Consider the following 13,109-nt stretch of genomic DNA (forward strand, 5'->3'; position numbering starts at 1 on the left):
CTGGAGTGACGAGGCTCCGCAGTGAGCGCTCGACCAAAACCTTATGTCATTTGGTTTTGAGAAATCAAGCGATATTCGGGTTTACTTTCCCTATGACAGAGAGCGGCACGGGGCGACGCGGCTCCTACGCGAAGGGCGTCGCCAAGCGCGAAGAGATCCTCGCGCGCGCACTCGACGTGATCGCCCGCGAAGGCTATCGCGGCGCGTCGGTGAGGGAGCTGGCGGATGCCGTGGGCCTCAGCCAGGCAGGACTCCTCCACTACTTCGACAGCAAGGAGGAGCTCTTCACCGAGATCCTCCGCAAGCGCGACGAGGTCGACGCGGGCGACCAGGGGATGACCGGCGACCTCGAGCATGGACTCGCGACGGCGACCGGCGAGGATCCCGACATCCGCGCCGGCTACGTCCAGCTCATCCGTCACAACGCCGACGTCCCGGGCCTCGTGCACCTGTTCGCCCGGCTGTCGGTCGACGCCGCGGATCCGGCGCATCCCGCACACCAGTTCTTCCTGACCCGCGGCGAGAACCTCCGCAGGTTCTTCTCCTCGGCGATCGCGGCGAAGCAGTCGGCCGGCGAGCTCGACGCCCGCATCGATCCCGAGACCCTCGCACGCATCTTCCAGGCCGTCGCCGACGGCATGCAGCTGCAGTGGATGCTCGAGCCCGACGTCGACATGGCCGCCACGGTGGGCGCCCTCTTCGAGCTGCTCACCCCGGAGAAGCGATGACGACCATCACGCTCTTTGCGGAGGCCGACACCGTCACCGGAAGGGTGCGCGGCTTCTGGCGGGGTGAGCCCGGCGCCGGGGGGTCGGCCGCGTTCCTCGGCATCCCGTTCGCGAAGCCGCCCGTCGGGGAGCTGCGGTTCACGGCGCCGGAGCCGGCCGAGCCGTGGGAGGGCGTGCGCGATGCCCTCGCGTTCGGCGCCACCGCGCAGCGCGGCGACCCCGGCGTGACCCTCATCCCCGAGCCGTCCGTGCCGGGCGAGTCGACGCTCAACGTCAACGTCTTCACGCCGGTGCCGGCAGTGACGGATGCTGCGCTCCCGGTGCTCGTCTGGATCCACGGCGGCGGCTACTCCGCCGGCTCGCCGGCGAGCCCTTGGTACGACGGCCGCTCGTTCAACCGCGACGGCGTGGTCACCGTGACGATCTCGTACCGGCTCGGCTTCGACGGCTTCGGCTGGATCGAGGACGCGCCGTCGAACCGCGGCGTGCGCGACTGGCTGCTGGCCCTCGAGTGGGTGCAGGACAACATCCGGGGCTTCGGCGGCGACCCGTCGCGCGTGACGATCGCGGGCCAGTCTGCCGGCGGCGGGGCGGTGCTGACGCTGCTCGGGATGCCGGCGGCCCAGCACCTGTTCCACTCGGTGTGGGCGCTGTCCGGCGCCACCGCCGACGTGGCGGCCGACCGCTGGGAGGCGATCGGACGGGATGTGGCGGCCCGGGTCGGTGTCGCACCGACCCGGGCGGCGCTGTCGACGGTGCCGGAGGAGCGCATCATCGAGGCGCAGAAGAAGGCGACGAGCGTGGCAGGCCCGGATGCCATCACCAAGCTGCTCGACGACGGGCTGCTGCTCGGCCCGTCGATCGACGGCGATCTCCTCACCCGGCCCACGATGGCATCGATCGCAGCCGGTGTCGGGGCCGACAAGCCGCTCGTGCTCGGCGCGACCGACGACGAGTTCTCGATGGTCGTGGCGGGCCAGGCGAAGACGCTCCGCTGGATCCCGCTGGGCTTTCTGCTCGGCCGGTCGGGTCTCAAGGGCGCTCAGCGCAAGGCCTACGTCGCCGCGAACCGGGACGTCGTCGCCCGCGGCCACGCCGCCGTGCTCGGCCGGTACATCACCGACCGCATGTTCCGCAGCGCCGTCGTGCGCACGGCGCGGGCGCGCGGCGCCGCCCCGACGTGGGTGTACCGCTACGCGTTCCGCTCGTCACAGCCCGGTGCGGTCAACGGGTCGGCGGTGCACTGCATCGACGTGCCGTTCTGGTTCGACTGCCTCGACTCGGTGCAGATCGAGCCCCTCACCGGCCCGAACCCGCCGCAGCAGCTCGCCGATCAGACGCACGCGGCGGCCGTCGGGCTGATCGTCGACGGCGATCCCGGCTGGCCCGCGTGGTCGGGCGCGCCGGGTACGACGCGGGTGTTCGGCGGGTCGTCCGGCTCGCCCGGCGTCGACGCACACGGTTACGCCGCGATCGCGGCGCTCGTCTGACCGCAGGCTCCCGCCGCCCCTGCAGCGGGGGAATCGCGAAAGGGTGGGTCCCCGCCGATGCAGCGGCGAGGACCCACCCTTTCGTATGCACGAAGTGCGTCAGGACAGCGCGGCGACGACCTCGCGCTCGAACAGCTCCACGCCCGAGAGGTCGTAGGCGGCCTCGGGGAAGTAGTGGATCGCGTAGGCGATGCCGTGGCGCTCGCGCTCGGCGAGGCGCTCCGCGACCTGCTCGGGCGTGCCGAAGGCGGGCGAGTTCAGATAGTCGTGCTCGATGTGGTCGGCGCGCTCCTGCCCGACGTGCGGGAGCAGGCGCGCCTTGACGGCGGCCAGGCGATCGCGCGCCTCGGCCTCGGTTGCACCGACGATGGTGTTGAAGTTCGACGTGCGCGTGATCTCGGAGAAGTCGCGGCCGAGCGCGTCGCAGTGGCCCTGCAGGACCGCGCTCTTGCGGTCGATGTCGTCGAGCGAACCGGTGTAGTTCGTGTACGACGCGTACTTCGCCGCGATCTTGAGCGTGACCTTCTCGCCGCCGCCGGCGACCCAGATGGGGATGCCGCCGTCCTGCAGCGGCAGCGGCTGCACGATCGCGCCGTCCACCTGGTAGTGCGTGCCGGCGAGCGTGGCACGCCCGGTCGTCCAGGCCTGCTGCATGATGTCGACGCCCTCGCGCAGCATCCGGAGCCGTTCGGGAACCGGCGGGAAACCGTAGCCGTAGGCCTCCCACTCGTGCTCGTACCACCCGCCGCCGATGCCCATCTCGGTGCGTCCGCCCGAGACGATGTCGACGGTCGCGGCGACCTTCGCGAGGTACGCGGGACTGCGGTACCCCATGCAGGTGCACATCTGGCCGAGGCGGATGCGGTCGGTCGACGCCGCGAAGGCCGCCATCAGCGTCCACGCCTCGTGAGTGGCCTCGTCGCTCGGCACCGGGGTGGTGTGGAAGTGGTCGTAGACCCAGAGCGACTCCCACGGCCCCGCGTCGGCGCGCTGCGCGAGCCCTTTCATCACCGCCCAGTGCTCCGAAGGATCGATGCCGACGAGATCGAATCGCCAGCCCTGGGGGATGAAGGTTCCGAAACGCATGGGCCCCAGCCTAAGGGCGCGCGACGGGCCCGGATCCGCCGTTCAGGAAACGTTCTCCACGACCCGGGCGTGCGGCATCCGTTCGCGCATCACCGCGATCGCGGCGGGGTTGTGGTCGACGAGCACGGCGTCACGGCCGAGCGCCGACGCGACAGCGCCGGTCGTGCCGCTGCCCGCGAAGAAGTCGAGCACACGGTCGCCAGGACGCGACGAGGCCTGCACGATGCGCCGCAGGATCCCCTCGGGCTTCTGCGTCGGGTAGCCGGTCTTCTCCCGCCCGGTCGTGGGCACGATCGTGTGCCACCAGACGTCGGTGGGCAGCTTGCCGCGCTCGGCCTTCTCAGGCGTGACGAGTCCCGGTGCCATGTACGGCTCGCGGTCGACAGCGTCCGAGTCGAACCAGTACGCCTTCGGGTCCTTCACGTACACCAGGATCGTGTCGTGCTTCGTGGGCCACCGTTTGCGCGTCTTGGCGCCGTAGTCGTACGCCCAGATGAGCTCGTTGAGGAACCGCTCGCGCCCGACGAGGGCGTCCAGCAGCACCTTCGCGTAATGCGCCTCGCGGTAGTCGAGGTGCAGATACAGCGTGCCGTCGTCGGCGAGCAGCCGCCACGCCTCGAGCAGCCGCGGCTCGAGGAACCCCCAGTAGTCGTCGAAGCTGTCGTCGTACGCGCGCAGGTCGCCGCGGATCCGCTCGTACTCGCGCCCGTGGAACCCTCGCCGCACGATCGCTTCGCCGGAGGGAGCGACGGATGCTGCGGTCCGCGCGATCTCGATGGACCGCTCCTGCGGGCGGCCGGTGTTGAAGGGCGGGTCGAGATAGATCAGGGTGAACGACGCGTCGGGCAGCGTTCGCGACACCACGAGGTTGTCGCCGTGGTGGATCTCGACGGAGCCGGGGGGCGCAGCATCCGTCGCCCCGATCAAGGAACCCGGCGAAGCCATGCGTCCGTCGCGAACTTCGACGCCACGAGGGCTTCCGCCTCGGCGTATTCGTCGTCGGTGATGTGTCCGGGGACGGCGCCGTAGAGGTTCGTGAAGGTCTCCTCGAGCTTGGCGATGATCGCCTCACGGGGCAGACCCGTCTGCCGCCGCAGCGGGTCGACGCGCTTGGCGGCCGACGTCGTGCCTTTGTCGCTGAGCTTCTCGCGGCCGATGCGCAGCACCTCGGTCATGACGTTGCCGTCCATGTCGTAGCTGAGGGTCGCGTGGTGCAGCACTCCGCCGTTCGCGAGGCGCTTCTGCGCGGCGCCGCCGATCTTGCCCTGCGGGGAGGCGATGTCGTTGAGCGGCTGATAGGTCGCCTCGATGCCGAGGGCGCGCAGCGCCTGCAGCACCCAGTCGTCGAGGAAGGCGTACGAGTCGGCGAAGGTGAGCCCCGCGACGAGGGACGCGGGCACGTACAGCGAGTACGTGACGATGGAGTTCGCGCCCATGAGCATGGCGCCGCCGCCCGAGATGCGGCGGACCACGTCGTAGCCGTGCGTCGCAGCACCCTCGGGATCGACCTCGTTGCGGAGGGACTGGAACGAGCCGATCACGACGGCGTTCTCGTCCCACTCCCAGATGCGCAGCGTCGGGCGCCGGCGGCCGTCGCCGACACGGCCGGTGAGCACCTCGTCGAGGGCGAGGTTCATGCGCGGCGAGACCGGCTTCTCGTGCACGATCTCCCAGTCGAAGTCGCGCCAGCCGGGGGCGGTCACGAACGCGCGGCGCACCGCCGTGCCGACCGCCTCGGGAGTGAAGCCGAGGAGCTGCGCACCTTCGGGGAGCGCCGAGCGCACGGCGGCGGCGATGGTCGCGACATCCGCCTCGATCGGCAGCCCGTTGACCGCCGCGTCGATGTCGGCGAGCGCGTCGTCGGGTTCGAGGAAGAAGTCCCCCGCGAGGTGGAAGTCCGCGATGCGCCCGTCGCGCTCCTCGAGGTCGACCACCACGAGCTTGCCGCCGGGCACCTTGTATTCGCCGTGCATGGGCTTCAGCCTATTCGCGCGGCGGGCACGGACGCCGATCGGGCATGCGCCGCCGCCCTCAGCTCCGGTCGGCGATGTGCCTGTCGAGCCAGGCGAGCAGGTCGGCGCGCACCTCGGCCTGCATGACCTCGTTGAAGATCTCGTGGCGCGCGTCGGGGTAGATGAGCGTCGTCACGTCGGTGAAGCCCGAGCGCGTGCGGTACGCGTCGGCGAGGCGGTGCACGCTGCGCGGACCGCCGACGGTGTCGTCGCGGCCGATCATGAGGAGCGTCGGGATGTCGCGGCCGAGGTTCTTGCGCGGCAGACCGCACATGCGAAGGGAGTCGACCACCCCGATGAGCTTGATCGGGTCCTCGCTGGTGGTGAGCGGGTCGTCGAGGAAGGCCTGACCCACCGACAGGTCGCTCGACAGCCACTCGGTGCCCATCGCTCCGGGACCGTCCCACGGCTTGTTGAGGCCCGTGGTGTGGATGGACCCCGGCATGCGCAGCGCGGTGCCGGTCAGCACGACCGCGTCGTACGCGTCGGGGTGGTCGTTGACGAGCATCTGCGCGAGCACCGAGCCGCCGGAGTGCCCCAGCAGCACGAGCGGCAGCCCGGGGTTCTGTCCGCGGATCTGCTGCGTGAACTGCCACATCGCGGCGAGCGCGCCGCGCAGCCCGCCCTTGCCCAGGTGCCCGAGACGAGTCGCGTCGCCGCCGTGCTGGCCCATGCCGGTGCGGCCGTGGCCGCGGTGATCAGCCGCGTAGACGATGTACCCCTCGGCGACGAGCGCGGCGATCAGCGCACCGTATCGTCCGGCGTGCTCGCCGATGCCGTGCAGCAGCTGCACGATCGCGCGCGGCGACGCCTCGGCCGGATGCACGTCGTAGTGGATCGTGATGTCATGCGCATCGATGAACTCGGGCATGCGCAGAAGTCTATGGGCGCGGAACATCGCACCCCGCGTCTGACGCGGGGACGCAGCATCCATCCCCGCCGAAGTTTCTTTAGCAAGACTAATGAGCTATGCTAACTAACCGGATGAGCAGCATCGAGACTTCAGATTCAGACACCGGCCCCGACGCCGGTACTCACGCCGACCTCTCCCCCGCCGCCTCGCAGCTGCGCATCGCGACCTTCCGTCTCGCTCGGCGCATGCGCACGCAGCGCGCCGTCGACTCGATGAGCGACGGGCAGTTCGCGGTGCTCGCGGCCCTCAAGGTGCACGGCCCCCACACGCTCGGCGACCTCGCCGAGCGTGAGCGCGTCTCGGCCCCGTCGATGAACCGCACGGTCAACTGCCTGCAGGACTCCGGCTACATCGTGCGCGGCGCCGACGAGCGCGACGGCCGCAAGGTCGTGATCTCGCTGACCCCCGAGGGGGTCGCGGTCGTCGAAGAGACCGCCCGTCGCCGCGACGCGTGGGTCGAGGCCACGCTCGCCGAGCTCACGCCGGCCGAACGCGAGACGCTCGCCGCCGCCGCCGAGATCATGGAGCGGATGGTGGCCCGATGAGCGCGATGTTCCGGTCCTTCTCCGCCTTCAACTACCGCGTGTGGTTCATCGGCGCGCTGGTGTCGAACATCGGCGCGTGGATGCAGTCGACGGCGATCAGCTGGGTGGTGCTCACCGAGCTCACCGACAACGACGCCGCCGCGATGGGCGTGACGATGGCGCTGCAGTTCGCCCCGCCGCTGCTGCTCGTCGGCGTCACCGGCCTCGTGGCCGACCGCTTCGACCGCCGCAAGCTGCTCCTCGTCACGCAGAGCCTGCTGCTCCTGCTCGGCGTCGCGATCGGCGTGCTCATCTTCGCCGGCGTGATGACGCTGCCGACCATGTACGCGTTCGCGCTGGCGCTGGGCGTCGTCGCCGCGTTCGACAACCCGGCGCGCCAGGCCTTCGTGTCCGACCTCGTCGCCCGCGAGAACGCCTCGAACGCGGTCGCGCTGAACGCCGCGTCGTTCAACGGCGCGCGCATGATCGGCCCGGCCGTCGCCGGCATCGTCATCGTCGCGGTCGGGACGGGGTGGGTGTTCGTCGCCAACGCGGTGACGTTCCTCGCGATGCTGGCGGCGCTCCTCCTGATCCGCACGCACGAGCTCGTGCCGCGGGTGAAGGTGCCGCAGTCCTCGCGCCTCGCCGACGGATTCCGCTACGTCGCCGGCCGCCCCGACCTCATCGTGACGTGCGCGATGGTGTTCCTCATCGGCGCGTTCGGCATGAACTTCCCCATCCTCGCGTCGACGATGGCGGTCGAGTTCGGCAAGGAGGCCGACGGGTTCGGCCTGCTGAGCTCGATCCTCGCGATCGGCTCGGTCGCGGGCGCGCTCATGGCAGCCCGCCGCGACCGCGCGCGACTGCGCGTCCTCATCATCGGCACCGCGATGTTCGGCATCGCGGCTGTGGTGTCGGCGTTCATGCCGACGTACTGGCTGTACGCGATCACGCTCATGTTCACCGGCTTCGCGGTCGTCACGATGATGACGACGGCGAACGGCTACGTGCAGACGACCACCGACCCAGTGCTGCGCGGCCGCGTGCTCGCGCTGTACATGGCGATCCTGATGGGCGGCACGCCCATCGGCGCGCCGATCGTCGGATGGGTCGCCGCCGAGTTCGGCCCCCGCATGGCGATCCTCGTCGGCGCCGTCGCCGCCTTCGTCGCCTTCGCGATCGGCGCCACATGGCTGCTGTGGTCGGGACGCCTCCACCGTCACGAAGAGAAGCGGTTCCGCCTCACGCTCGATGAGACGCGCCCGCTCACGATCGTCGCTCCCGAGGAGTTCAGCGACGAGGTCGCCGGCACGACGCCGATCCGCGTGCTTCCCGGCGACGAGGACGAGATCCGCACCCGCGCCCGCGCGAGCTGACGCGGAAACGCGAAAGGGTAGGTTTCCGCACACCGCGCGTGCGGAAACCTACCCTTTCGCGATTCCCTCGGTCCAGCGTCGTCAGGACACGGTGAGGGAGATGGATGCCGCGGCCAGGCCGTCGGCGCTGACCGTCACGGTCGCGCTGCCGGGGCCTGTCGGCCGCACGATCGCGAGCGCTCTCCCGTCGTGCGTCGTGACCGAAGGCCCGGCGAAGGACTCCTCGGTGCGGATGCGCCCAGTGCCGAGGCCGATGAGCTCGGCGGGGCCGTCGACCTTCACCGTCACGAGCCGGTCGGCCTGCGTCGCCACGACCCCGTCGGCGTCGGCCAGCGAAATCGCGACGAACCCGAGTCCGTCGGCCGTCATCTCGGACTGCTCGACGGATGCCGCGAGCCCCACCTCGCCGGCCGTGCGCAGCGTCGCGCGCCCCACTTCGTCACCGGCGATGCGGGCGATCGCGACGAGCTCGCCCGGGCGGTACTCGGTCTCGAAGCGCGCGCGGAACGCCTTCTCGGCTCCGACGGGGGCGACGCCCAGCGAGACGCCGTCGAGCTGGAGCTCCACCTCCTCCGCCGGCGCGTACACGTCGACCGTGACCGGAGCGCCGGGCCCGGCATCCCACGTCCACGACGACACGGAGTCGTCCCACGACCACGGGGTCGTCGCGGTGGGCCGGCCGTGGTGCCGCGGCGGATGCACCGCCAGGTACGGCTCGGCGCGCAGCCCGAACACGATCTCGCGGTAGTACGAGACCGGGCGGCGAAAGCCCGTGATGTCGATGTCGCCGCAGCCGGCGAGCAGGTGTGGGTACGGCCCGGCTGTTCCGGTCGGCTCGTAACCCGGCTCGTCGGTGTAGTCCACGCGGCCGATGCCGGCCTCGCCGAGGTAGTCCCAGCCGGTCCAGGTGAAGTCGCCGATGACGTGATCGAGCCGCTCGACGAGCTCCCACATCTTCTCGATGCGCGACGGGAACGTCTCGGACCCGACGATCACGCGGTTCGGGAACAGCTCGCGGTCGAGCTCATACCGGGACTCGGCGTAGTTGAAGCCCACGACATCGAGCACCGACGCCGACTCCTCGGTCGACGCGGTCACGAGCTCGGATGCGTTGGCCCGCGCCATCGTGTCGCCCATGGTCGCCATCATCGTGTTCGGGTCCGCCGGTCCGGTCTCGCCGGCGTCCTCGGGGCGGCCCATCTTGTCGAGGTTCGCGATGATCCCGTTGATGCCGTTCGTCACGAAGCGGGTGTCGTCGTGCGCGCGGATCTCCTCGGCGAGGCGTCGGCTCCACGCGGAGCCCGCCGGCGTCGCCAGCTCGAGGATCTCATTCCCGATCGAGTACATGATGACGCTGGGATGGTTGAGGTCCTTCGCGATGAGCGCCGCGACATCACGTCGCCAGCGCTCGGGGAAGCTCGGGGCGGCGTCGAACGCGACCTTGGAGCGGGTCCACGTGTCGGTGAGCTCGTCCATCACGAGCACGCCGTGACGGTCGCACGCGTCGAGCATCGCGCGGCTCATCGGGTTGTGGGAGCTCCGCAGCGCGTTGAAGCCGGCTTGTTTGAGCACGCGCACCCGCCGGTCCTCGGCCGCGGCGAAAGTCGCCGCTCCCAGGGGTCCGCTGTCATGGTGCACGCACGCGCCCCGCAGCTTCACGGTCTCGCCGTTGATCCGCAGCCCGCGCGCCGCATCAACCTGCAGGCGACGGATGCCGAAGTCCGCAGCATCCGTGTCGATCAGCTCTCCGCCCCCATCGGCGAGGGTCGTCAACGCGCGGTGCAGTGAGGGCGCGTCGACGCTCCAGAGCGAGGGGTCGTCGACCGCGAGGCGCACGCGCGCCACGGCGTCGGCGCCGGGGAGCACCGTCACTGGCGCCGTTGCGGACGCGACGTCCGAGCCGTCCGGCGCCGACACCGTCCAGGTGAGCCGCATGGTGCGGGTGTGGCGCGAGGTGTTGCGCACCGTCGTCGCGAGTTCCACGAGGGCACGATCCGCGTCGGTGTCGGGCGTCGTGACGCGCGTGCCGTCGAGCGGGATGTGCACGGGATCGGCCACCACAAGATGGACCGGGCGATAGATGCCCGCGCCGGAATACCACCGGGTGTCACGGTGCGCGCGAGCCTCCACGGTGACGCGATTGGGCTCGCCGTAGCGGAGGTACGGGTCCAGCACGGCTTCGAACGCGTTGTAGCCGTTGGGCTCGTGCACGACGGCATCGCCGTTGAGGAACACGACGGCGTCGCGGTAGACGCCCTCGAACTCCAGCCGCACGGTCTTCTCGCGCCACCCGTCGGGTACGTCGAAGGTCTTGGCGTACTCGAACACGCCGCCGGGGACGTAGCCGGTGTGCACGCCCTGGTCGCTGTCGGCCGAGCGGGGCAGGTCGCGCACGGCGTCGTGCGGCAGCCGCACGGCTCGGGGTGCGGACTCGGGGGTGGGCGCCTCGAAGGCGCCGAGCTTCGGGCCGACGGTCCAGCCGTCGAGGAACGGCGCGCGGATCACGCCTGCTCCTCGATCCGCTCGGCAGGCGAATCGGCGTCGGCGGCCTCGGTCTCCGCGTCGAGCACGTCGAGTGCATTCTCGATCGCAACGAGGTCGTAGCCCCGGATCAGGCTGCGGAAGCTGTCATGCAGCGCCTCCGCCATGTCGGTGGCCTCCCGAGCGAGGAGCCACTGCACCTGCAGACCGTCCATCAGGGCGATCGTGGCGACCGCTGCGCGAGCGGGATCCACGCCGTCGTTGAGGCGCCCGGCGGCGGCCGCCCGCTCGAACGAGCCCGTCACGCTCGCGCGCACCGTCTCGTAGCGATTGACGAAGTAGTCGTGCGCCGGGTGCGCCGGCGATGTGGCTTCGGCCGACAGCACGCAGTAAAGCTCGACGATGCCGGGGTTGGCGGCGTTGAAGCGCGCCAGCTCCGCGAGCGCACGCAGCGCCTCGACCCCGTCGGGGATGTCGAAGTCGACGCGCCCCCGCGCCAGCTGGTCGCGGTGATCCAGCAGCGCCAGCAGCAGCGCGCTCTTGCTGCGGAAGTGGTGGAGCAGCCCTGCTTCGCTCATGCCCACGCGTTCGGCCACTTCCCGCAGCGAGCCCGCGCGGTAACCCGACTCTGCGAACACCTCCAGGGCGGCGTCGAGGATCGCGGTCCGCGTCTCCTTCGACTTGGCGTACTCGCCGCGCGGCTTGCGCGTCCTCGTGGGAGCGGTCTCCGCCTTGCCTGGAGCGGAAGTCGTCTCGGTCATCGTCACACCGTATCCCCGCGTCATCCCGAGCACCTCCGTCGGCGCCCGTCCGGGTCCCTCTTCTCCGTTCTATAACGAATTCCAAATGCTCGCTAGTTTTTTAGCTCAAAAACCTAGCGTCCACTAGAAATTGCTGTTAGCGTCTCCCGGCAGTAGGCGATCCGCAGGGGCATCGCCACTGATGAAGGGACCAAGGATGTTCCGTTGGAAGGCCGCAGCAGCCACCATCGCGATCGCCGCTCTCGCTCTCACCGGCTGCGCCGGCGCAGGAGACGACGGGTCGGGCGCCAGCGAATCCGGTCGAGCAGACCGACTCACCCTCACCGCGATCATCGGGCCCACGAGCTACGACATCGGCCAGGGCGCCGAATACGGCAACCGCAGCCCGTTCTTCCAGGCCGTGTTCGACACGCTGCTCCAGAAGAACTCGGCCGGTGAGATCGAGCCCTGGCTCGCTACCGAGTGGGCGTACAACGAAGACAACACCGTGCTGACGCTGACGCTCCGCGACGACGTCGAGTTCACCGACGGCACGAAGCTCGATGCCGACGCCGTGGTCGCGAGCCTCGAGCGCTTCCGCGACGGCACCTCGCCGCAGGCCGCGACGCTCGCCGGCAAGGAGTTCGCGGCGGTCGACGCCACGACCGTCACCATCACGCAGACCGCCCCCGACCCCTCGCTGGTCAACATGCTGTCGATCGCACCCGGCCTCATCCAGGCGCCCTCGACGTTCGACGACCCGGATTCGGCCACCGAGCCCATCGGCTCCGGTCCCTACGTGCTCGACACGGCGGCCACCGTCACCGGCACGACCTACGTCTACACGGCCAACCCGGACTACTGGAACCCGGATGCCGTCAAGTACGACAACCTCACGATCAACGTCATCGAGGACCCGACCGCGACGCTCAACGCCCTCAAGGCGGGCGAGGCCAACGGCGCGAAGATCGTGAACAACGACACGATCCCCGAGATCGAGGCATCCGGCTGGACGATCGAGTCGAACGAGCTCGACTTCCAGGGCCTCTTGCTGTTCGACCGCGCGGGAACGATGGCGCCCGAGCTCGCCGACGTCAAGGTGCGCCAGGCCATCAACATGGCCTTCGACCGCGAGGCGCTGCTCGAGGCGCTCCAGGCCGGCTACGGCACCGTCACCGAGCAGGTCTTCCCCGCGACGTCGGTCGGCTACGACGAGGCGCTCGACAGCACCTACGAGTACGACCCCGAAGGCGCCAAGGAGCTCCTCGCCGAGGCCGGCTACCCCGACGGGTTCTCGATCGACATGATGTCGACGCCCGCGTTCCAGACCACGTTCGACCTCGTCGCGCAGCAGCTCGCCGACATCGGAGTCACGGTGAACTACACCGACCCCGGCACCGGCAACTTCATCACCGACATGCTCGCCCCGAAGTACCCGGCGACGTGGATGGCGCTCGAGCAGAACCCCGACTGGCAGCTGATCAACTTCATGATCGCTCCTGACGCCACGTTCAACCCGTTCCACTCGCAGGACCCCCAGGTCGACGAGTACATCTCGACGATCCAGATGGGCACCGAGGACGAGGCCGAGCAGGCGACGAAGGACCTCAACGCCTACCTGGTCGAGCAGGCCTGGTTCGCGCCGTTCTTCCGGGTCCAGGGCACCTACGCCACGGACGCGAACACGAACCTCGAGTTCTGGCCCACCAACGCCTACCCGTCGATCTTCGACTTCTCGCCGAAGAACTGAATCCTCTCC

11 protein-coding genes are annotated in these 13,109 nt (G+C 70.0%); 5 read left to right on the plus strand and 6 right to left on the minus strand.

Annotated features, from left to right (window positions below):
- Positions 1 to 92: 92 nt before the first annotated feature.
- The gene (locus ACVN90_RS17940) at positions 93 to 728 is read left to right on the plus strand and encodes a TetR/AcrR family transcriptional regulator (protein ID WP_475099555.1); all 636 of its coding nucleotides are present in this window, start codon (positions 93 to 95) and stop codon (positions 726 to 728) included.
- A complete protein-coding gene (locus ACVN90_RS17945) occupies positions 725 to 2,218 on the plus strand; it encodes a carboxylesterase/lipase family protein (protein ID WP_475099556.1) in 1,494 nt (497 codons plus the stop codon). Before ACVN90_RS17940 ends, ACVN90_RS17945 begins: the two co-directional genes overlap by 4 nt.
- Before the next feature lie 99 nt (positions 2,219 to 2,317).
- On the opposite strand, the gene ACVN90_RS17950 is transcribed toward ACVN90_RS17945, so the two are convergent.
- From ACVN90_RS17950 to ACVN90_RS17965, 4 genes are read right to left on the minus strand one after another with little or no spacing between them, the layout of a single operon-like run.
- Positions 2,318 to 3,304 carry an LLM class F420-dependent oxidoreductase gene (locus ACVN90_RS17950; RefSeq protein ID WP_475099557.1) on the minus strand — a complete coding sequence of 329 codons (987 nt, stop codon included), beginning with the start codon at positions 3,302 to 3,304 and terminating at the stop codon, positions 2,318 to 2,320.
- A gap of 42 nt (positions 3,305 to 3,346) precedes the next feature.
- On the minus strand, positions 3,347 to 4,249 hold the full coding sequence (locus ACVN90_RS17955; RefSeq protein ID WP_475099558.1) for a DNA-methyltransferase: 903 nt from the start codon (positions 4,247 to 4,249) through the stop codon (positions 3,347 to 3,349).
- Entirely contained in the window at positions 4,228 to 5,277 is a 1,050-nt protein-coding gene (locus tag ACVN90_RS17960; RefSeq protein ID WP_475099559.1) for a lipoate--protein ligase family protein, read from the minus strand. The genes ACVN90_RS17955 and ACVN90_RS17960 overlap by 22 nt, the downstream gene beginning before the upstream one ends.
- Before the next feature lie 58 nt (positions 5,278 to 5,335).
- Positions 5,336 to 6,187: an alpha/beta hydrolase gene (locus ACVN90_RS17965; RefSeq protein WP_475099560.1), complete on the minus strand. Its 852-nt coding sequence runs from the start codon at positions 6,185 to 6,187 to the stop codon at positions 5,336 to 5,338.
- A gap of 113 nt (positions 6,188 to 6,300) precedes the next feature.
- On the opposite strand from ACVN90_RS17965, the gene ACVN90_RS17970 reads away from it, so the two are divergent.
- On the plus strand, positions 6,301 to 6,774 hold the full coding sequence (locus ACVN90_RS17970) for a MarR family winged helix-turn-helix transcriptional regulator (protein ID WP_475099561.1): 474 nt from the start codon (positions 6,301 to 6,303) through the stop codon (positions 6,772 to 6,774).
- Positions 6,771 to 8,129: an MFS transporter gene (locus ACVN90_RS17975; protein ID WP_475099562.1), complete on the plus strand. Its 1,359-nt coding sequence runs from the start codon at positions 6,771 to 6,773 to the stop codon at positions 8,127 to 8,129. The genes ACVN90_RS17970 and ACVN90_RS17975 overlap by 4 nt, the downstream gene beginning before the upstream one ends.
- A gap of 81 nt (positions 8,130 to 8,210) precedes the next feature.
- On the opposite strand, the gene ACVN90_RS17980 is transcribed toward ACVN90_RS17975, so the two are convergent.
- On the minus strand, positions 8,211 to 10,634 hold the full coding sequence (locus ACVN90_RS17980; protein WP_475099563.1) for a glycoside hydrolase family 2 TIM barrel-domain containing protein: 2,424 nt from the start codon (positions 10,632 to 10,634) through the stop codon (positions 8,211 to 8,213).
- Positions 10,631 to 11,371, minus strand: coding sequence for a TetR/AcrR family transcriptional regulator (locus ACVN90_RS17985; RefSeq protein WP_475099564.1), 741 nt, complete (start codon positions 11,369 to 11,371; stop codon positions 10,631 to 10,633). The genes ACVN90_RS17980 and ACVN90_RS17985 overlap by 4 nt, the downstream gene beginning before the upstream one ends.
- A 196-nt stretch (positions 11,372 to 11,567) precedes the next feature.
- Here ACVN90_RS17985 and ACVN90_RS17990 point away from each other — a divergent pair, with 196 nt between their 5' ends.
- Entirely contained in the window at positions 11,568 to 13,100 is a 1,533-nt protein-coding gene (locus ACVN90_RS17990) for an ABC transporter substrate-binding protein (protein WP_475099565.1), read from the plus strand.
- Positions 13,101 to 13,109 lie beyond the last annotated feature (9 nt).

The sequence above is a fragment of the Microbacterium sp. F01 genome (assembly GCF_056156365.1).